General features: G+C 63.8%; 20 protein-coding genes. 18 read left to right on the top strand and 2 right to left on the bottom strand.

All coding sequences use genetic code 11. The features are described from left to right. The first annotated feature begins 20 nt into the window (after positions 1-20). The 17 genes from rpmI to B9Y86_RS15115 all read left to right on the top strand — a co-directional run bounded on the left by rpmI (position 21) and on the right by B9Y86_RS15115 (position 16,126). Positions 21-215 (top strand): 50S ribosomal protein L35, encoded by a 195-nt coding sequence (gene rpmI / locus B9Y86_RS15190; protein ID WP_044443028.1) that lies wholly within the window; start codon positions 21-23, stop codon positions 213-215. A gap of 33 nt (positions 216-248) precedes the next feature. Continuing rightward, complete coding sequence (rplT, locus tag B9Y86_RS15185) at positions 249-635, top strand: 50S ribosomal protein L20 (protein ID WP_044443029.1); 387 nt, start codon at positions 249-251, stop codon at positions 633-635. A gap of 46 nt (positions 636-681) precedes the next feature. Further along, positions 682-1,491: a TrmH family RNA methyltransferase gene (locus B9Y86_RS15180; RefSeq protein WP_085487662.1), complete on the top strand. Its 810-nt coding sequence runs from the start codon at positions 682-684 to the stop codon at positions 1,489-1,491. A gap of 102 nt (positions 1,492-1,593) precedes the next feature. Further along, entirely contained in the window at positions 1,594-2,409 is an 816-nt protein-coding gene (locus B9Y86_RS15175) for an amino acid ABC transporter ATP-binding protein (protein WP_085487660.1), read from the top strand. A 47-nt stretch (positions 2,410-2,456) separates the two neighbouring features. Then, on the top strand, positions 2,457-3,326 hold the full coding sequence (locus B9Y86_RS15170; protein WP_085487658.1) for a glutamate ABC transporter substrate-binding protein: 870 nt from the start codon (positions 2,457-2,459) through the stop codon (positions 3,324-3,326). Between the two features lie 96 nt (positions 3,327-3,422). After that, positions 3,423-4,070, top strand: a complete 648-nt coding sequence (locus tag B9Y86_RS15165) for an amino acid ABC transporter permease (RefSeq protein ID WP_085487656.1) — start codon at positions 3,423-3,425, stop codon at positions 4,068-4,070. Next, positions 4,067-4,975, top strand: a complete 909-nt coding sequence (locus B9Y86_RS15160) for an amino acid ABC transporter permease (RefSeq protein ID WP_085487654.1) — start codon at positions 4,067-4,069, stop codon at positions 4,973-4,975. Before B9Y86_RS15165 ends, B9Y86_RS15160 begins: the two co-directional genes overlap by 4 nt. 29 nt (positions 4,976-5,004) lie before the next feature. Next, positions 5,005-6,045: a phenylalanine--tRNA ligase subunit alpha gene (gene pheS / locus B9Y86_RS15155; RefSeq protein WP_085487652.1), complete on the top strand. Its 1,041-nt coding sequence runs from the start codon at positions 5,005-5,007 to the stop codon at positions 6,043-6,045. Positions 6,046-6,048: 3 nt separating this feature from the next. Further along, positions 6,049-8,580, top strand: a complete 2,532-nt coding sequence (gene pheT / locus B9Y86_RS15150) for a phenylalanine--tRNA ligase subunit beta (RefSeq protein WP_085487650.1) — start codon at positions 6,049-6,051, stop codon at positions 8,578-8,580. Between the two features lie 22 nt (positions 8,581-8,602). Then, complete coding sequence (gene argC / locus B9Y86_RS15145; protein ID WP_085487648.1) at positions 8,603-9,649, top strand: N-acetyl-gamma-glutamyl-phosphate reductase; 1,047 nt, start codon at positions 8,603-8,605, stop codon at positions 9,647-9,649. After that, positions 9,646-10,806: a bifunctional glutamate N-acetyltransferase/amino-acid acetyltransferase ArgJ gene (argJ, locus tag B9Y86_RS15140; protein WP_085487646.1), complete on the top strand. Its 1,161-nt coding sequence runs from the start codon at positions 9,646-9,648 to the stop codon at positions 10,804-10,806. Before argC ends, argJ begins: the two co-directional genes overlap by 4 nt. Then, on the top strand, positions 10,806-11,705 hold the full coding sequence (gene argB / locus B9Y86_RS15135; RefSeq protein WP_085487644.1) for an acetylglutamate kinase: 900 nt from the start codon (positions 10,806-10,808) through the stop codon (positions 11,703-11,705). The genes argJ and argB overlap by 1 nt, the downstream gene beginning before the upstream one ends. 41 nt (positions 11,706-11,746) lie before the next feature. Next, positions 11,747-12,898 (top strand): acetylornithine transaminase, encoded by a 1,152-nt coding sequence (locus B9Y86_RS15130; RefSeq protein WP_244894793.1) that lies wholly within the window; start codon positions 11,747-11,749, stop codon positions 12,896-12,898. A gap of 57 nt (positions 12,899-12,955) precedes the next feature. Further along, the gene (argF, locus tag B9Y86_RS15125; RefSeq protein WP_085487640.1) at positions 12,956-13,897 is read left to right on the top strand and encodes an ornithine carbamoyltransferase; all 942 of its coding nucleotides are present in this window, start codon (positions 12,956-12,958) and stop codon (positions 13,895-13,897) included. 6 nt (positions 13,898-13,903) lie between these two features. After that, positions 13,904-15,355 carry an argininosuccinate lyase gene (gene argH / locus B9Y86_RS15120; protein WP_085487638.1) on the top strand — a complete coding sequence of 484 codons (1,452 nt, stop codon included), beginning with the start codon at positions 13,904-13,906 and terminating at the stop codon, positions 15,353-15,355. Next, positions 15,352-15,498 carry a hypothetical protein gene (locus B9Y86_RS17610; RefSeq protein ID WP_176223384.1) on the top strand — a complete coding sequence of 49 codons (147 nt, stop codon included), beginning with the start codon at positions 15,352-15,354 and terminating at the stop codon, positions 15,496-15,498. Before argH ends, B9Y86_RS17610 begins: the two co-directional genes overlap by 4 nt. A 4-nt stretch (positions 15,499-15,502) precedes the next feature. Beyond that, positions 15,503-16,126 (top strand): DNA-3-methyladenine glycosylase, encoded by a 624-nt coding sequence (locus B9Y86_RS15115; RefSeq protein WP_085487636.1) that lies wholly within the window; start codon positions 15,503-15,505, stop codon positions 16,124-16,126. A gap of 32 nt (positions 16,127-16,158) precedes the next feature. Here B9Y86_RS15115 and B9Y86_RS17795 read toward each other — a convergent pair whose 3' ends face one another. Together B9Y86_RS17795 and B9Y86_RS15105 are read right to left on the bottom strand one after the other, a co-directional pair. Further along, positions 16,159-16,890: a hypothetical protein gene (locus tag B9Y86_RS17795; RefSeq protein ID WP_085487634.1), complete on the bottom strand. Its 732-nt coding sequence runs from the start codon at positions 16,888-16,890 to the stop codon at positions 16,159-16,161. Further along, on the bottom strand, positions 16,887-17,513 hold the full coding sequence (locus B9Y86_RS15105; RefSeq protein ID WP_085487632.1) for a hypothetical protein: 627 nt from the start codon (positions 17,511-17,513) through the stop codon (positions 16,887-16,889). Before B9Y86_RS15105 ends, B9Y86_RS17795 begins: the two co-directional genes overlap by 4 nt. A gap of 140 nt (positions 17,514-17,653) precedes the next feature. Here B9Y86_RS15105 and tyrS point away from each other — a divergent pair, with 140 nt between their 5' ends. Beyond that, positions 17,654-18,961 carry a tyrosine--tRNA ligase gene (gene tyrS / locus B9Y86_RS15100; RefSeq protein WP_085487878.1) on the top strand — a complete coding sequence of 436 codons (1,308 nt, stop codon included), beginning with the start codon at positions 17,654-17,656 and terminating at the stop codon, positions 18,959-18,961. Positions 18,962-19,347 lie beyond the last annotated feature (386 nt).

Below are 19,347 nucleotides of genomic sequence, written 5' to 3'. Positions count from 1 at the left end.
CACGTCCCAAGGAGATATCAATGCCCAAGATGAAGACCCACTCCGGGTCCAAGAAGCGTTTCAAGGTCACTGGCACCGGCAAGCTCATGAAGCAGCAGGCCGGAATGCGTCACAACCTCGAGGTCAAGTCGGCGAAGCGCAAGGCCCGCCTGAACCAGGACCAGGTGTTGGCTCCCGCCGACTCGAAGGTCATCAAGAAGCTTCTCGGCCTGTAGTCGCCGACTCCACACGGAATAAGGAATTAGGAAATGGCAAGAGTAAAGAGGGCCGTCAACGCCCACAAGAAGCGTCGGGTCATCCTCGAACGCGCCAGCGGTTACCGCGGACAGCGTTCGCGCCTGTACCGCAAGGCCAAGGAGCAGGTCACCCACTCGCTCGTCTACTCGTACCGCGACCGTCGCGCCCGCAAGGGTGACTTCCGTCGCCTGTGGATCCAGCGCATCAACGCGGCTTCCCGTGCGAACGGCCTCACGTACAACCGTCTGATCCAGGGCCTCGGCCTTGCGGGCATCGAGGTCGACCGTCGTATCCTGGCCGACCTCGCCGTTCACGAGCCCGCAACCTTCGCGGCGCTCGTCGAGAGTGCTCGTGCCGCCCTCCCCGCCGACACGTCGGCACCGAGGACCGCAGCCTAATAAGCTGTAGGGAACATCCATGTTCCTTTGACCCGAAAGAGGTCGCATGTCCCTCCTGGATAACCCGCGGTCGCCGCGGGTCCGGGCAGTGGCAAAGCTCTCCAAGAAAGGAGCCCGGTCTGAGACCGGGCTCTTTCTCTTGGAGGGGCCACAAGCCGTTTCCGAGGCGCTGACTTTCGCGCCCGACCTCGTCGTCGACCTGTTCGCGACACCCTTCGCCCTCGACCGTTACGCAGACATCGCCGACGCCGCCGAGAAGGCAGGGGTCGAGGTGGAGTTCGTCACGGAGACCGTTCTCCAGGCGATGGCCGACACGGTCACCCCTCAGGGCTTCGTCGCCGTCTGTCGACAGTTCCCCACCGCCCTGAAAGACATCTTCAGTGCATCGCCCCGGTTGATCGCCATCCTCGAGGAGGTGCGCGATCCCGGAAATGCGGGCACGATCATCCGTGCTGCCGATTCAGCGGGCGCCGACGCGGTGATCCTCACCGGCCGCAGTGTCGACCTGTACAACCCGAAGGTCGTGCGTTCGACCACCGGGTCGCTGTTCCACCTCCCGGTCGCGGTCGAAGCGAGCCTGGCCGATGTGAGAGCGCGCGCTACCGAAGCGGGTATCCAGATCCTCGCAGCCGATATCAAGGGCGACGACATGCTCACCGCGCGCAACTCGGGGGTGCTCGATGCTCCGACTGCGTGGCTCTTCGGTAACGAGGCGCGCGGTCTTGCCGACGAAGACCTGGCCCTGGCTGACCATGCCATCTCTGTGCCGATCTACGGGCAGGCCGAGTCGATGAACCTCGCGACAGCCGCATCCGTCTGTCTCTATGAAAGCGCGTTCGCTCAACGCAGCAGCTGAGCTGTGCGTCGAGAGCGTGAGAAAACGGCCACCGATCACGGTTAGGTAACCGTCGACGTTCTGACACACGCCGGTAACATGATGTCCCCTACGGTGGGGGGCATGGAGTCCACCAACGCCGATGCCCCTGTCAACGATGCGGTGGCAGGTCCGGCCACGTCGAACATCTCCGTTCGCCGGGGCGAGCCTCTTGTCGTTCTGAACGAGGTGAACAAGCACTACGGCGACCTTCACGTCTTGAACGACATCAACGCTGTCGTGAATCGCGGCGAGGTCGTTGTGGTGATCGGGCCGAGTGGCTCCGGCAAATCCACCTTCTGTCGGGCGATCAATCGGCTCGAGACGATCGATTCGGGAAGCATCACGATCGACGGCAAACTGCTGCCCGAGGAGGGCAAAGAGCTCGCTCAGCTGCGTGCTGACGTCGGTATGGTCTTCCAGTCGTTCAACCTCTTCGCGCACAAGACCATTCTCGAGAACGTCACTCTTGCGCCGATCAAGGTGCGGGGGCTGTCACGCAAAGAGGCTGACAAGCGCGGCCTGGAGATGCTCGACCGCGTAGGCATCGCCAACCAGGCGAACAAGATGCCGGCGCAGCTCTCCGGTGGCCAGCAGCAGCGCGTCGCCATCGCTCGCAGCCTGGCAATGCAGCCCAAGCTGATCCTCATGGACGAGCCGACGAGCGCGCTCGACCCGGAGATGATCACCGAGGTGCTCGACGTGATGATCGGCCTCGCCAAAGACGGCATGACGATGATCGTGGTGACTCACGAGATGGGATTCGCCCGGAAGGCGGCGGATCGCGTCATCTTCATGGCTGACGGCCGCATCGAAGAAGAGACCACCCCCGAACAGTTCTTCACGAACCCCCAGTCGCACAGGGCGCAGGACTTCCTGTCGAAAATACTCGATCACTAAAACATGAGTGCTCGAGCACACAGCATACGGAGAGAGGTACGAAACCGATGAGAGTATCGAAGAAACTGAGCATCGCTGCGCTGGCCGCGGCGACGATGATGGCCCTGGCCGGATGCGCCGGGTCGATCGACAAGTCAGAGACCACGACCACACCGGAGGCGGCTCCCACATTCGCCGCAGGAACGACGATGGAACGCCTCGCCGAGTCAGGCACCATCACGATCGGCACGAAGTTCGACCAGCCGCTGTTCGGACTGACTGACATCGACGGAACCCCCAAGGGCTTCGACGTCGAGATCGGCAAGCTGATCGCTGCAAAGCTCGGCATCGCCGAAGACAAGATCGTCTGGAAAGAGGCGGTCTCCGCCAATCGCGAGCCCTTCATCCAGAACGGCGAGGTCGACATCGTGGTCGCCACCTACACGATCAACGACAAGCGCAAAGAGGTCATCTCCTTTGCCGGGCCGTACTACGAGGCGGGTCAGTCGATTCTCGTGAAGGCAGACAATGACGACATCAAGAGCGAAAAGGATCTCGTCGGCAAGCCCGTCTGCTCTGTTACCGGGTCGACGCCTGCCGCGAAGCTCACGGAGATCGGTGCCGAGCCGCTGCTGACCGACACCTACACCAACTGCCTCGAGCCGCTTCGCGGTGGACAGGTGGTCGCGGTCTCCACCGACAACGTGATCCTCGCGGGCCTCGCCCAGCAGAACGAGGGTCAGTTCAAGGTCGTGGGCAAGCCGTTCACGAAGGAGCCCTACGGCATCGGACTGGCGAAAGACGACACCGAGTTCCGCAACTTCATCAACGACACTCTCGAGGAGTCGTACAAGGACGGCAGCTACAAGGCGGCGTGGGATGCCACAGCCGGAGAGGTGCTCGAGTACGTCGAGCCCCCGGCAGTCGACCGGTACTAGCCCGAAACCGGCCGGAGGGTCGACCGCGATCGATGCGGCCGACCCTCCGCTCAGGTGAACAGACCAACCGTCCCCCTCCGCACGAGATGAGCCCATGTGAACGCCGTCATCGAGAACCTGCCGCGGTTCATCGAAGCCTTCGGGATGACCCTGTGGCTGCTCGTGCTCTCCGGAGCATGCGCCCTGATCATCGGCACGGTGATCGCCGCGATGAGAATCTCACCGGTGCCATCGCTGAGTGCTTTCGCGAGCGTCTATACCGAGCTGTTACGCAACACTCCGTTGACGCTCGTGCTGTTCTTCTGCGCTTTCGTGCTTCCTCAGCTGGGTTCACGTCTGCCCTATGAATGGGCCGCGTTCATCGGGCTCACCCTCTATACCTCTCCCTTCGTAGCCGAGGCTCTGCGCTCGGGTATCAACGGCGTCGCCGTCGGCCAGGCCGAGGCGGCACGCAGTCTGGGCCTCGGTTTTATGCAGTCGACGACGCTCGTCATCTTTCCGCAGGCCTTCCGCATGGTGATCCCGCCTCTTATCAACGTGCTGATCGCTCTCACGAAGAACACCTCGGTCGCCGGCGGATTCTTCGTCTTCGAACTGTTCTCGGCCGCCAAGGAGCTGGCCAATGCCAACGGCAACGCCGTGATCGCCATCTTGCTCGCCGTTGCGGCGTTCTACCTCGTCGTCACCATTCCGCTCGGCATCGTGTCCGCGCACCTCGAGAAGAAGCTGGCGGTACAGCGATGAGCGCCTCTGTTCTGTTCGACACTCCCGGACCGCGTACCAGGCGACGGTCGCGCATCGCCTCGGTGATCGTGGTCCTTCTGATCGCCGCGGGTCTCGCCTGGGTCATCTATACCCTCGCTCAGCCGCGCGATTCGTCCGGCATCACGCTTCCGGGCTATTTCGACTGGTCCCGGTGGGACATCTTCGTGTTGGCCGAGCTCTGGGTTCGTGTCGGAGAGGGGCTCCTCGCAACGCTTCAGGCAGCCGCCGTCGCCGCAGCGATGGCACTCGTGGTGGGCGTGCTGTTCGCCATGCTGCGCACGTCGACGTTCGCTATCGTGCGCATCCCGACCACTATCGTGCTCGAGTTCTTCCGTGGCATGCCTGTGCTGCTCATGATGCTCTTCATCCTGCTCGTGGCCTCGACCGGGGCGTTCTGGGCCGTGGTCCTGGCGCTCGGTGTCTACAACGGAGCCATCATCGGCGAGTCCCTGCGAGCCGGCCTCGCCGCCCTGCCCCGTGGGCAGCGAGAGGCCGGTTTGAGCCTCGGTCTCACCCGTTTTCAGTCGAAAGCCTTCATCGAGTTTCCGCAGGCCTTCCGACAGATGCTTCCGGTGATCATCGCGCAGCTCGTCGTGCTCCTCAAAGACACGAGCCTCGGCTACATCGTGGGGTACAACGAACTCATCCGCACCACGATGAACAACCTCGGCAGCAGCGTTGGCAACCGCTATCTCTTCTCCCTCTTCCTCGTCACCCTCGTGATCTACCTCGCGGTCAACCTCTCTGTCTCGGCGATCGCTCGACGCCTGGCCCGCAGGCGCAGCCCGGGCAAGCTGCTGCCGAAAGACCAGATCACACCGACGGCGTCGATCTCCGCCATCGGCCTGCCGAACGGAAACCCTGAGGACCGCACGACCGAGTAGCTGTCGTTCGGTCGCTAAACTTGGGAACCGTGTCTGACCCCATAGTGATTTCCGACGAATCTGTCGCCGCGGCCGTTGATGCGGCCCTGGCTGCCATCGCAGCAGCCGATGACTCGACCGCCTTGAAAGCCGCCCGCAGCGCGCACGTTGGGGAGGCATCGGTGCTGTCGCGCCTTAATGCCACCCTGCGCGATGTTCCCAAAGAGCAGAAGGCCGCGGCCGGCAAGCTCATGGGTCAGGCCCGCGCCAGGGTCGCCCAGGCGCTTGCCGAGCGCGAGGAGCAGATCGTCGCGCGTGAGGAGGAGGCTCGGCTCGAGAGCGAGTTCGTCGACGTGACCGCCCTGCCGACCCGGGCCCGCGTGGGAGCCCGGCATCCGTTGTCGCTTCTCGAGGAGCGCATCGCCGACATCTTCGTGGGAATGGGGTGGGAGGTCGCCGAGGGGCCGGAGCTCGAGAGCGAGTGGTTCAACTTCGACGCTCTCAACTTCGCTCCTGATCACCCGGCGCGGGCTATGCAGGACACGTTCTTCATCGAGCCGGTGGAGTCGCACCTTCTCTTGCGCACGCACACCTCGCCTGTGCAGATCCGTTCCCTTCTGTCGAGAGAGCTTCCGGTCTACGTCATCGCGCCGGGTCGCGTGTACCGCACCGACGAGCTCGATGCCACGCACACGCCCGTGTTCATGCAGGTCGAGGGCATCGCGATCGACAAGGGTCTGACCATGGCGCATCTGCGCGGCACGCTGGAACACTTCGCTCGCGCCATGTTCGGCGAGGGAGCCAAGATCCGTCTGCGACCCAACTACTTCCCCTTCACCGAGCCGAGCGCCGAGATGGACGTGTGGCAGCCGAACGCCAAGGGTGGCGCGCGCTGGGTCGAGTGGGGCGGATGCGGAATGGTCAATCCCAATGTGCTGCTGTCGGCCGGCATCGATCCCGAGGAGTACCAGGGCTTCGCGTTCGGTATGGGCATCGAGCGAACGCTGCAGTTCCGCAACGATCTCAATGACATGCGCGACATGGTCGAGGGCGATATCCGCTTCAGTCAGCAGTTCGGAATGGTGGTCTAGTCCATGCGTATCCCACTCGGATGGTTGGCGGAATTCGTCGACGTCACTCCCGGTTCGACGGTCGCCGATGTTCACGCGGCGCTCGTCAAGGTCGGGCTCGAAGAAGAGGGCTCTCACGACTTCGACCTCACCGGCCCCATCGTGGTCGGCGAGGTGCTCGAGTTCGTCGAGGAGCCGCAGTCGAACGGCAAGACGATCCGCTGGTGCAGCGTGCGCGTCGCGCCCGACGGCGAGACGGCTCCGGATGGCGGGGCCGACGTGCGCGGCATCGTGTGCGGCGCACACAACTTCGCGCCGGGAGACAAGGTCGTCGTGACCTTGCCCGGTGCGGTGCTGCCAGGCGGTTTCGCGATCGCGGCGCGCAAGACCTACGGACATGTCTCGGATGGCATGATCGCGTCGTCTCGTGAACTCGGCCTCGGTGACGAGCACGATGGAATTCTTCGTCTGGCAACGCTGGGTCTCGACCCCGCTGTGGGCACAGACGCGCTCTCGCTGCTCGGCCTCGACGATCAGGCCGTCGAGGTCAACGTCACGCCCGACCGCGGATATGCCTTCTCGATCCGGGGGATCGCGCGTGAATACGCTCACGCTACCGGTGCCGCATTCCGCGATCCCGCGCTGGCGTCGGAGGTCCAGGACGCATCCGGATTTGACGTCGTCATCGACGATGACGAGCCCATCAGGGGTCGCGTCGGCGCGACGGTCTTCGTTACCCGGCTTGTGCGCGACGTCGACCCGACGAAGCCGACCCCGCCGTGGATGGCGACCAGGCTGAGCCTTGCCGGCATCCGCTCGATCTCGCTGATCGTCGACATCACCAACTACGTGATGCTCGAGCTCGGCCAGCCGATTCACGCCTACGACTACGACAAGCTGACCGGTGGCATCCGGGTACGTCGTGCGAGCCAGGGCGAGAAGCTCGTGACGCTCGACGACCAGACGCGAGCTCTCGACCCCGAAGACCTCGTGATCGCAGACGACTCCGGGGCCATCGGGCTCGCCGGTGTTATGGGTGGCGCATCGACAGAGATAGGCGACTCGTCGCGCACGGTGCTGATCGAGGCCGCGAACTTCGATCCGGTGTCTATCGCCCGCACCGCTCGTCGACACAAACTGCCGAGTGAGGCGTCGCGTCGTTTCGAACGCGGAGTCGACCCGGCGGTCGCCGCGGTTGCTGCAGCGAGAGTGGTGCAGTTGCTCGTCGACCTGGCCGGCGGAACGGCGGATCAGCTGGGTTCGACGTACTCGCAGCATGCGCAGCCCACGCCCGTGGAGCTGCCGGACGGGTACATCTCCGGTCTTATCGGCGCCGAGTTCACCGATGAGGAGATCCGATCGGCGCTCGCCGAGATCGGCGGCGACATCGTCGACATCGAGGGTGGCCTGCGAGTGACTCCGCCGACGTGGCGCTCAGACATCACCCACAAGTCGGCTCTGGCCGAAGAGGTGGCCCGCATCGTCGGCTACGAGCGGATCCCGAGCGTGCTCCCGGTGGCTCCTCCAGGGAGGGGCCTGACACGCGAGCAGACTCTGCGGAGACAGGCTTCGCAGACGCTCGCGTCGAGCGGCCTCGTCGAGGTCATGGCCTACCCGTTCGTGTCCGAGGCTGCGACCCAGCTCTTCGCATCGCCGAACAGCCCCGCGGTCGCCGCAGTTCGTGTGGCCAACCCCCTCGATGCCGAGGCGCCCTATCTGCGTACGTCTCTCTTGCCTGGGCTTCTCGACATTGTGCGCCGCAACCTCTCCCGCGGACTCAACGATCTCGCACTCTTCGAAACGGGACTCGTGTTCCTTCCGGAGCCCGGCGTCGTCTACGGTCAAACAGAACTGCCTATCGGCGGCGCCCGTCCCACCGACGACGTGCTGGCCGGTCTCGACTCCGGCCTGCCGGCACAGCCGAGACATGTCGCTGTGGCTTTCGCCGGGCATGCCTGGGAGAAGCAGCCCGGACTCGACGCGCGACCGGTCGGATTGGCCGATGCGCTCGATTCGGTGCGCCAGCTCGGGCTCGCGCTCGGTGTGGAGATCCGCCCCGTTCAGGGCGCTCACCCCGCCTTGCACCCCGGTCGCACGGCCTCGCTCGTCGTGACCACCGCGGAAGGCGAGACGGCCGTCGGTGTTGCGGGGGAGCTGCTGCCCCGCATCGCGGAGGAAGCCCATCTGCCGCGCGTCGTCGCGGTGGCTGAGCTCGATCTCGATGCGCTGATCGGTCTGTCGCCGCGAGAGGTCGCTGTTCGACCCATTTTCGGATTCCCCGCTGCCACGCAGGATCTGTCGCTGGTCGTTCCTCGAACCGCGCCCGCCGGTGAGGTATCCGATGCCGTCGTGCGCGGTGCCGGCGCGCTTCTTGAGGACATCAGACTGGTCGACGACTATCGGGGTACAGGAGTCGGCGACGCCGAGAAGTCTCTGACATTCGCGCTCCGCTTCCGTGCTCCCGACCGCACGCTCACCGCAGGCGAGGCCTCCGACGCGAAGCTCGCCGGCCTAGCCGTGGCCAGTGCTGAGTTCGGGGCGTCACTGCGCGAGTGAGCGGAGCGACTAGATTTAAGGCATGACTTATTCGGTTGCTGTTGCCGGTGCGAGCGGGTACGCCGGCGGCGAGGTGCTCCGTCTTCTCGCCGACCACCCCGACTTCGAGGTGACCACGGTCACGGCTCATGCCAATGCCGGACAGCGACTGATCGACGTGCACCCGCACCTGCGTTCGCTCGAGCATCTCGAGCTCGTCGACACGACTCCCGAGAACCTCGGTGGGCATGATGTCGTCTTTCTGGGCCTGCCGCACGGCAAGTCCGGTGAGCTGACCGAGCAACTCGATTCCTCGACGCTCGTGGTCGACTGCGGTGCCGATCATCGCCTCGTGGATGAGGCCGACTGGGCGGACTTCTATGGCGGCGAGTTCTATGGCTCGTGGCCTTATGGACTTCCCGAGCTGATCAGGCACGACGGCTCGAGACAGCGTGACGCGCTTGTCGGCGTGAAGCGCATCGCCGTTCCCGGCTGCAACGTCACAGCGATCTCGCTCGGGTTGGCTCCCGGACTCGCGGCCCATGTCGTCGAGGGCGATGACATCGTCGCTGTCCTTGCGGTCGGACCGTCTGGTGCCGGAAAAGCGCTCCGAACGGATCTGTTGGCTTCCGAGATCATGGGCTCGGCCAGCGCCTACGGTGTCGGCGGACGTCACCGCCACGTGCCGGAGATCATTCAGAATCTGCGCGGAGCATCCGGCGCACGCATCTCGGTATCTTTCACCCCCGTGCTCGTCCCCATGTCGCGGGGCATCCTTGCCACCTCGACGGCTCGACTCGCGCCTGGTGCGACGGCGTCGGATGTGCGCAGCGCATGGGAGCTCGCCTACGCGGACGAGCCCTTCGTTCACCTGCTTCCCGAAGGCCGTTTTCCACGCACCGGTGATGTCACGGGCGCGAACGTCGCCCTGGTGGGGCTGGCGGTCGACGAGGCTGCGGGAAGAGTGGTCGCCGTGACCGCTCTCGACAATCTCGTCAAGGGCACGGCCGGCGCAGCCATCCAATCGGCCAATATAGCGCTCGGTTTGGGCGAAACGACCGGTCTTCCGGTGAATGGAGTCGCCCCGTGAGTGTCACTGCCGCCCAAGGATTCGTCGCAGCAGGAATCGCAGCCGGCCTCAAAGAGTCGGGCGCGCTCGACATGGCCCTGGTTCAGAACCTCGGACCGCTGCGTTCGGCCGCTGCCGTGTTCACCAGCAACCGTTGCACGGCGAACCCCATCATCTGGTCGCGTCAGGCGATCGTCGACGGATCGATCGAGGCGATCGTGCTCAATTCGGGTGGAGCGAACTGCTACACCGGCGCCTTCGGTTTTCAGACGACCCACCAGACGGCAGAACAGGTGGGAGCACGACTGGGTGTCTCGTCGGGTGATGTGCTCGTGTGCTCAACGGGCCTCATCGGCACGGGAGACCAGAGCTTCCGTGACCGCCTGCTCGCGGGCGTCGACATCGCCGCTCCTGCGCTGACAGCCGACGGCGGACCCAATGCGGCCCGCGCCATCATGACGACCGACTCGCATCCCAAGCAGGCCGCCGTGACCTCGCCGTCGGGATGGGTCATCGGCGGTATGGCGAAGGGGGCAGGCATGCTCGCTCCGGGGCTCGCCACGATGCTCGTCGTCATCACGACCGATGCCGACGTCTCGAGTGCTCAACTCGACACGGCCCTTCGCTCCGCGACGAGGGTCACCTTCGACCGGCTCGATTCCGACGGCTGCATGTCGACGAACGATCAGGTCACGATCATGGCGTCGGGCGCATCCGGAGTCGTACCCGACTCGGCCGAGTTCGAGGCGGCCGTCACGTCGATCTGCGCCGATCTCGCGCAGCAGTTGCAAGGAGACGCTGAGGGGGCGAGCCACGACATCACGATCGAGACGATCCGTGCCGCCACCGAAGACGAGGCTGTCGACGTGGGGCGCGCGGTGTCGCGCAGCAACCTGTTCAAGGCCGCGGTCTTCGGCAACGACCCCAACTGGGGGCGCGTGCTCGCGGCCGTCGGAACAACCGAGGCCCAATTCGATCCGTTCGATATCGATGTGACGATCAACGGGGTGCGGGTGTGCTCGTCCGGCCAGCCGGATCAGCCGAGCGAGTCGATCGACCTGACGCCGCGCGCGGTGCACGTTCTCATCGACCTGAAGGTCGGAGCTTCCACCGCGACAATCCTCACGAACGACCTCACCCACGACTACGTCCACGAGAACAGCGCATACGCAACCTGATGACAGACATTTCGAACACGCCCTCCGCCGGAGACAAGGTCTCGACACTGATCGAGTCTCTCTCCTGGCTCAAGAGGTTCCACGGCCAGATCATGGTCGTTAAATTCGGCGGCAACGCTATGGTCGACGAAGCGTTGCAGAAGACGTTCGCCGAAGACATGGTCTTCCTGCGCTATGCGGGTATCCGCCCTGTCGTGGTGCACGGCGGTGGCCCGCAGATCTCGGCGATGCTCGATCGCCTCGGCATCCAGAGCGAGTTTCGCGGCGGATACCGCGTGACCAGCCCCGAGGCGATGGATGTCGTGCGCATGGTTCTCGCAGGCCAGATCAGCCGAGAGATCGTTGGGCACATCAACGAACACGGGCCTCTCGCGGTGGCGTTCTCCGGCGACGATGCCGGACTTTTCGCCGGGCGCAAACGCACCATCGAGATCGATGGCGAGCGGGTAGACATCGGTCAGGTGGGTGACATCGTCGCGGTCGATCCGGATGCCGTGCGGCAGCGTCTCGAGGCCGGTTACATTCCTGTCGTCTCGTCGATTGCACCCGACATCGATCATCCCGGCCAATCGCTGAACGTGAACGCTGACGCGGCTGCCGCCGCGCTTGCGGTCGCCCTCGGAGCGGTCAAGTTGGTCATCCTCACCGACGTGGCGGGGCTCTACAGCGACTGGCCCAACCGGGATTCCCTGGTGTCGAGCATCGATCCGGAGTCGCTGCGTGATCTGCTGCCGAAGCTCGAGTCCGGGATGATTCCGAAGATGGCCGCCTGTCTCGAGGCCGTCGACGGGGGAGTGGCGAAAGCGGCCATCATCGACGGACGTACGCCCCACTCGATCCTGCTCGAGGTCTTCACCCAGAGCGGCATCGGCACCGAGGTCAGCCGGGAGGCACTGTGAGTATCGAGACAGCATGGTCGGATCGTTTCGGCGACTCCCTGATGAAGTCGATGGGCTCGCCCTTCGCGCTGTTGACCCGAGGAGACGGCTGCTACGTCTGGGACGAATCGGGAAAGCAGTATCTCGATTTTCTCGCCGGCATCGCGGTGAACTCGCTCGGCCATGCGCATCCGGCATTCGTCGAGGCGGTCTCGCATCAGTCGGCGACGCTCGCGCACGTGTCGAACTACTTCACCACCTCGCCGCAACTTGAACTCGCCGAGCGGCTGAAGAGGATCACGGGTGCCGGTGCCGAGGGCCGAGTGTACTTCGGCAACTCTGGCGCCGAGGCGAACGAGGCCGCTTTCAAACTCGCTCGCCTCAACAGGAGGGGGAGCGACCGTCATCGCATCCTCGCGGTGCACGATTCATTCCACGGTCGCACGATGGGCGCGCTCGCTCTGACCGGCAAGCCAGCCCTGCGCGATGCGTTCGAACCCATGCCCTCGGGCGTGGAGCATATCGACTCGACAATCGAGGCGCTCGAGCGGTCGATCGACAGCTCGGTCTCCGCGCTCATCCTCGAACCGATCAAGGGAGAGGCGGGCGTCGTCGAATTGCCGGAAGGCTTCCTCGTTCGTGCTCGCGAGTTGACCGCCCAGCACGATGTGCTGCTGATCCTCGACGAAATCCAAACGGGCGCGGGTCGCACGGGGTCGTGGTTCGCCTTCGAGCAGTTCGGCATCGTTCCCGATGCTGTGACGATGGCGAAGGGCATGGGCGGAGGGTTCCCGATCGGAGCTCTCGTGACCTTCGGGTGGGCATCCGAACTCTTCCAGCGCGGAATGCACGGCTCGACGTTCGGCGGCAACCCGCTCGCGACGGCGGTAGCCAATGCTGTTCTCGCTGAGATCGAGTCCGCCGGACTCGTTCACAACGCCGCCGCTCGCGGAGAGGAGATCATGCGGATCATCCGCGATATCGACTCGCCTCACGTGGCTGAGGTCCGCGGCCGCGGCCTCCTGATCGGCGTCGGTCTGACGAGGCCGATCGCCGCGGCGGTGTCGTCGGCTGCGCTCGACGCGGGCCTGATCGTGAATGCGGCCAACGACTCGAGTATTCGCATCGCTCCACCGCTCATTGTGGGCGACGACGAGGTCCGTCTCTTCGCCGAACGGTTCCGTATGGCTCTCGACGCCGTGCCTTCTGCCTGAACCTCGCCTCCCCGCCCGCTAGTCTTTCCCTTTCCGACATTTATCGAAAGCTCTCCCGTGACCAGACATTTCCTGCGCGACGATGACCTCTCACCTGCCGAGCAGGCCGAGATTCTCGACCTGGCATTGGAGCTCAAGCGAGACCGATTCCAGGTGCAGCCCTTGGCGGGGCCGCAGACCGTCGCCGTGATCTTCGATAAGTCATCTACCCGCACCCGTGTCTCGTTCGCCGTCGGCATCGCAGACCTGGGTGGCAGCCCCCTCATCATCAGCATGGCATCGAGCCAATTGGGGGGCAAAGAGACGGCGTCCGACACCGCACGGGTCTTGGAACGGCAGGTTGCCGCGATCGTGTGGCGCACCTACGCACAGACCGGACTCGAGGAGATGGCCAAGGGAACGACGGTTCCGGTTGTCAACGCATTGTCGGATGAATTCCATCCCTGCCAGCTCCTCGCAGACCTGCTGACCATCCGGGAGCACCGCGGTGTTCTCGCCGGCCAGACCGTCGCATTCCTCGGAGACGGAGCCAGCAACATGGCCCATTCGTACCTGCTCGCGTGCGCGACGGCGGGCATGCACGTGCGCATCGGCGCGCCAGCGGAATTCGCGCCGAGCCCGGAGGTCTTCTCCGATGCGGAGGCACGCGCAGCCGAGACGGGTGGCTCGGTGGCCGTGCACGTCGATCCGGTTCAGGCTGTCCGCGGCGCGGACATCGTTGTGACCGACACCTGGGTCTCGATGGGCAAAGAAGACGAGAAGGCCGAACGAGTGGCGATCTTCGGGGGATACCAGGTCGATCAGGCTCTTCTCGATCAGGCGAAGGAAAACGCCCTTTTCCTGCACTGCCTCCCGGCGGATCGCGGGTACGAGGTGAGTGCCGATGTCATCGACGGCCCGCAGAGCGTCATCTGGGACGAGGCCGAAAACCGCCTTCACGCGCAGAAGGCGCTTCTTGTCTGGCTTCTTCGCCAGCAGTCGCCGGCGAAAGGAAACTGAACACAGATGAGTGACGACACCGTATCGAACCGCGCCGGCGAGGCCGGCGCTCTCTGGGGTGGCCGTTTCGCTGGCGGCCCTGCTCCAGAGCTCGTCGAGCTGAGCAGATCGACCCACTTCGACTGGCAGCTCGCGGCGTACGACATCGCGGGATCGCGCGCGCACGCTCGAGCGCTTGCACAGGCTGGATACCTGACGGACGCCGAACTGACGGGCATGATCGACGCCCTCGATGTTCTCGATTCCGATGTGGCCGACGGCACATTCCGTCCGCTGGCTTCTGACGAAGACGTGCACTCCGCGTTGGAACGTGGACTCATCGATCGCGCGGGCGTCGAGCTCGGAGGCAAGCTTCGCGCGGGCCGCAGCCGCAACGACCAGATCGCCACGCTCGTACGCATGTTGCTTCGAGACCATGCCTCACGCATCCGGCACCTTGTCACCGACCTGATCGACGCGATCGCTGCCCAGGCCGACAGGCACTTCGGCGCGATTCTGCCGGGTCGCACACATCTGCAGCACGCGCAGCCCGTACTGCTGTCGCATCACCTGCTCGCTCATTGCTGGCCGCTTGTGCGCGACCTCGAGCGCTTCGTCGATTGGGATCGCCGCGCGAATTGGTCGCCGTATGGCTCGGGCGCGCTGGCCGGAAACACGCTCGGTCTCGATGCCCAGGCCGTGGCCGTCGAGCTCGGCTTCGACAGAAGTGCCTGGAATTCGATCGACGGAACGGCGAGCCGAGACGTTGTCGCAGAGTTCGCCTTCATCACCGCTCAGCTCGGCATCGATCTGTCGCGTTTCGCCGAAGAGATAATTCTCTGGAACACCAAGGAATTCGGTTTCGTCACCCTGTCGGATTCGTACTCCACAGGCTCGTCGATCATGCCGCAGAAGAAGAATCCCGACATTGCGGAACTCGCCCGGGGAAAATCAGGCCGATTGATCGGCAACCTCACCGGCCTGCTCACCACCCTCAAAGGACTTCCGCTCGCCTACAATCGCGATCTTCAGGAAGACAAAGAACCGGTCTTCGATTCCATCACCACGCTCGAAGTGCTGCTTCCGGCGTTCACCGGCATGGTCGCGACAATGACCTTTCACACCGAGCGGATGGCGGACTTGGCGCCTCAAGGCTTCTCATTGGCCACCGACGTCGCGGAATGGCTGGTCAAGCAGCACGTATCATTCCGCGATGCCCACGAGATCACGGGCGCACTCGTGCGTTTCGCCGAGGAGAACGAACTCGAGCTCGATGAGCTCAGCGATGAGCAGTACGCCTCGCTGTCGCCGCATCTTGTGCCCGCTGTGCGTTCTGTTCTCACCATCGAAGGCTCTGTCGCCAGTCGCGATGGACGCGGCGGTACCGCACCCGATCGGGTGAGAGAGCAGCTTGCCGCGCTCACGGAGAGCGTTCGCGCTCTGCAGGCTGCCGCAGCACCCGAGATCGGTGCCCTGTGACTCTGCGCAACGAGGACAACAAGAAGAAGCGTTCCCGGCCGCCGATGTCGAAGCGCACGACGTGGATCGTCGTCGGCGTCGCCGTCGCCATACTCGTCTTTGTCGTGATCGTGTCGGTCGTATCCGGCAAGGGTCTGTTCTAGATAGATGTTCACACCGGCGTCGCGCAGTTCTGGTGTGTTCGACCGGAGCAGCGTCGAGGTCGCTCCCGAGCTCTTGGGGGCTCGGCTGACTCGGCACTCCGCGTTGGGTGATATCACCTTGCGCATCACCGAGGTCGAGGCGTATCTGGGTGTGGGTGAAGATCCCGGATCGCACAGCTTTCGTGGGATGACGCCTCGTAACGCCGTCATGTTCGGCCCGCCGCTGCACCTGTACACCTACTTCACCTATGGCATGCATGTCTGCGCCAATATCGTGTGTTCTCCGGAAGGCCAGGCTTCGGCTGTACTTCTGCGCGCTGGCGAGATCGTGGAGGGGATCGACTTAGCGCGTGCCCACCGAGGGGAGCAGGTCGCTGTGCGTGACCTCGCTCGTGGGCCGGCGAGGCTGACGAAGGCGATGGCGATTTCTCTATCGGACGGGGGAGCGGACGTGGGTGGAGATGTGTATTCGCTCGAGCTTTCGGACGCGGAGCACGATGTAGGCACGAGCGTGCGAACAGGTGTCAGCGGACCGGGTGGGTCGGCGGCATACCCGTGGCGGTTCTTCATCGCCGGAGACCCGACGGTCTCGCCGTATCGTGCGAGTGCTCCGCGCAAGCGCGACTGAGAGATCGCTCTCGTCTCAACGGTGGGGTCTGCTCAGCGCAGAACCAGAGCACAAGAACATGCCCACACGAAGCTCGCGAGGGTGCCGATGATGAAGCGCTCCTTCGCTTCGGATGCGGCGAGTTCGCTGAACCGACCGACGCCTTTGATGGCGATGACGACGGCGATTGCCTCGGGGAAGCCGGCGGTGATAGCGCCGGCGATGGCGATTCGTTCGAGTACGCCGATGGTCGTACCGCCGCGGAGAACCTCGACCGTCGACGTGCCCATGGCTTTGTCAGGCGGTGAAGATTCGGCCGATAAACGGTCGGCGTTGCGGGAGGCGAGAAGGTGCCGGAGAAAGACGCCGCGTCGGCTTGGCGCCTCCGGTGGCGGAGATGACGCGCTCTGCCTGTCGTTCGTGCTGATCAGGATGCCCCCATGCACTCCCGTGAGACTCGTGCCCCGGGTCGCGAGGCGCAGGGCGAGCACGGCGAAGGGGCCTCCGCCGATGGTCGCAAGGGCGAGAGCCAGGAGAGTCATGACTACTCGTACGAGCGGTGTCTCCTGGATCTCGGCGAGTGGGACGAGACTCGACAAGACCAGCGCAGCGACAAGGACCCCGCAGGAGAGAACGGTCAGCGAGTAGAGAACAGCTCGCCCCGATCGACTCGTTCGAGACGGTGCTCTCTGCGGGCTATGAGCGCGGATGTCGAGGATCAGCGCGATGGAGCTGAGGAGCACGCCCGCGCCGAGCAGGATGAGGATGCCAGTGCTCGCGGTCATTGCTGTCCTTTCGATGGCTCTGTCGTCGAGGGAAGTCGGGAAAGCAACCGCACGAGGGGTGCCTGGGCCTCGAGGTCGATTCTGACCTGGGCCACTGACATTCGATCGCTGACCGCTTGCGGGGTGATCCCCAGTTCGGCAGCGGCATCCCGTTGCGTTCGTCCTTGAGCGAGCACGTCGTACACCTGCCAGCCTTGTTTCGTGCGGCGCTCGCGCACCGAGAGGAGAAGCAGCATCAGGGCTTCGAAGTCCGCTGCATCGTCGGCGAGCGATGTCGTTTCGTGGCGACAAGCGAATCGTTGGGGAGACTTCTTGGCGGCGTCGACGGCATCCCTGGCTGCGATGAAAGCAGGTCCTCGGGTGTCTCGCGTCGACGGTCCCAGCGGATATTCGACGTCGCCGACTCCGAGGCCGACGCTCCACTTTCCTGTTCGTGTGAGCTCGAGGATGATTCCGATGGTGGTGTCGGCGTCACCGATCAGTGCTTGGATCTCGTCCCCGGCGTTTCTATCGACAGGAAGTGCGAGCCCCGACGCGAATTTCTCGTCTAGCAGAGTAATCGTGCGCGGTGCGAGATCGGCTGTATGCCTGCTGTCGACCTGGTCTGCAGTGATGACGTACATAGGAGCCTTTCTTGCTTATCAAGGTCTAAACCTTGATTTCCTAGTTATCAAGCCTACTGACCTGATTGTAGATAGATCAAGGCTTCAGCCCTGTTTCCCGCCGAGTCCGCCCCGGGGCCTCCGCTGATAATGTGGGTCGGGTGTCGACCACTCCGAATCAGATTCTCACCACCCAGCACAACGATTCCTCGTTCGAGGATGTCTGGGATGAGATCGAGTGGCGCGGTCTCGTTCACGTATCCACCGACCGCGATGCGTTGAAGCGGCTGCTCGCCGGGCCCCCGATCACGTACTACTGCGGGTTCGACCCGACCGCTCCGAGTCTTCATCTAGGAAACCTGGTCCAGATCCTCCTTCTGCGTCGACTCCAGCTCGCCGGCCACAGGCCCCTCGGCCTGGTCGGCGGCTCGACCGGACTGATCGGTGATCCTCGTCCGACGGCCGAGCGCACCCTCAATACGAAGGACACGGTCGCCGAATGGGTCGACTACCTTCGGAGCCAGATCGAGAAGTTCCTCAGTTTCGACGGCGAAAATCCGGCTCGTATGGTCAATAACCTCGACTGGACGCAGCCTCTGTCTGCCATCGACTTCCTCCGTGATGTGGGCAAGTACTACCGTGTCGGCACCATGCTCAAGAAAGATGCGGTGAGCGCGCGACTCAATTCCGACGCGGGGATCAGCTACACCGAGTTCAGCTACCAGATTCTGCAGGGCATGGATTTTCTCGAGCTCTACCGGAAGTTCGGTTGCGTGCTTCAGACCGGTGGGAGCGACCAGTGGGGCAACCTCACGAGCGGAACCGATCTGATCCATAGGGCGGCGCAGGGGAGTGCTCATGCGATTGGTACCCCGTTGATCACGAACTCCGACGGCACAAAGTTCGGCAAGAGCGAAGGCAACGCTGTCTGGCTCGATCCGACACTGACGAGCCCGTACGCTTTCTACCAATTCTGGCTCAACACCCTCGATGCCGATGTCATCACGCGGCTCAAGATCTTCACGTTCCTCCCTCGGACGGAGATCGAGAGAATCGCCGTGCTCGTCGAAGAAGAGCCGTTCCGCCGTGAAGCGCAGAAGACACTCGCCTACGAGGTGACCTCTCTGGTGCACGGAGTGGCGGCGACCGAGTCGGCGATCTCGGCAGCCCAGGCCTTGTTCGGCCAAGGAGATCTGGCTGATCTCGATGACGTCACGCTGGTGTCGGCGCTCCGTGAGTTGCCCAACACCACCTGTGCACCAGACGCTTTGATCACCCAGCTCCTCGTGGACACCGGACTCACGAAGAGTGCGGGCGAAGCGCGGCGCGCGATTGCCCAGGGTGGCGTGTACGTCAACAACGCCGTGGTCGCCGACGAAACGGCCACCATCGACGGTTCGGTTCTTTCCGCGGGAGTAGCCGTGCTTCGTCGTGGCAAGAAGACTCTCGCGGGAGTCTTCGTAGAGTGACGATCCGCGGGATTCCGGGGCGACACGCCCGGGCTGCAGGCTCATTTTGACCGCTGCAGAATCTGCCCGTAAAGTCTTCTCTTGTCACCCCACAGGTTCGGAAAGCCGAAGAGCTTCCGGCCTCAAGCGGGACCAAATCCTAAGCTGAATCAGAATCGCTCTAGAAGTGTTCTGTAGGACTGCTTTAGGATGTATAACGCCTCTTCCCAGGAACGATCTGTCGGAAGTCGAGTTGAGCGCCCGAAACTATCCGGATAAGCGCAAAACACGATTTGACAGAAACAAAACTTGGGTCTAGGTTTGAGAAGTTGCCCCGAGTTGAGGCTGCGCCGGTTGGTGTGGTGGATGTTCGGGTGCGTCCGATCTTTGAGAACTCAACAGCGTGC

It is taken from the genome of Agreia pratensis, assembly GCF_900177685.1.
GTDB lineage: Bacteria > Actinomycetota > Actinomycetes > Actinomycetales > Microbacteriaceae > Agreia > Agreia pratensis.
Note: the sequence above shows the minus strand (reverse complement) of the source record. Positions and strands in the feature narration are given on the sequence as shown.

Excerpts from the sequence above, each read along its gene's own strand:
- rpmI (WP_044443028.1), top strand. The coding sequence starts at position 21 with ATGCCCAAGATGAAGACCCACTCCGGGTCCAAGAAGCGTTTCAAGGTC.
- rplT (WP_044443029.1), top strand. The coding sequence starts at position 249 with ATGGCAAGAGTAAAGAGGGCCGTCAACGCCCACAAGAAGCGTCGGGTC.
- B9Y86_RS15180 (WP_085487662.1), top strand. The coding sequence starts at position 682 with ATGTCCCTCCTGGATAACCCGCGGTCGCCGCGGGTCCGGGCAGTGGCA.
- B9Y86_RS15175 (WP_085487660.1), top strand. The coding sequence starts at position 1,594 with ATGGAGTCCACCAACGCCGATGCCCCTGTCAACGATGCGGTGGCAGGT.
- B9Y86_RS15170 (WP_085487658.1), top strand. The coding sequence starts at position 2,457 with ATGAGAGTATCGAAGAAACTGAGCATCGCTGCGCTGGCCGCGGCGACG.
- B9Y86_RS15160 (WP_085487654.1), top strand. The coding sequence starts at position 4,067 with ATGAGCGCCTCTGTTCTGTTCGACACTCCCGGACCGCGTACCAGGCGA.
- pheT (WP_085487650.1), top strand. The coding sequence starts at position 6,049 with ATGCGTATCCCACTCGGATGGTTGGCGGAATTCGTCGACGTCACTCCC.
- argC (WP_085487648.1), top strand. The coding sequence starts at position 8,603 with ATGACTTATTCGGTTGCTGTTGCCGGTGCGAGCGGGTACGCCGGCGGC.
- argB (WP_085487644.1), top strand. The coding sequence starts at position 10,806 with ATGACAGACATTTCGAACACGCCCTCCGCCGGAGACAAGGTCTCGACA.
- B9Y86_RS15130 (WP_244894793.1), top strand. The coding sequence starts at position 11,747 with ATGAAGTCGATGGGCTCGCCCTTCGCGCTGTTGACCCGAGGAGACGGC.
- argH (WP_085487638.1), top strand. The coding sequence starts at position 13,904 with ATGAGTGACGACACCGTATCGAACCGCGCCGGCGAGGCCGGCGCTCTC.
- B9Y86_RS15115 (WP_085487636.1), top strand. The coding sequence starts at position 15,503 with ATGTTCACACCGGCGTCGCGCAGTTCTGGTGTGTTCGACCGGAGCAGC.
- B9Y86_RS17795 (WP_085487634.1), bottom strand. The coding sequence starts at position 16,890 with ATGACCGCGAGCACTGGCATCCTCATCCTGCTCGGCGCGGGCGTGCTC.
- B9Y86_RS15105 (WP_085487632.1), bottom strand. The coding sequence starts at position 17,513 with ATGTACGTCATCACTGCAGACCAGGTCGACAGCAGGCATACAGCCGAT.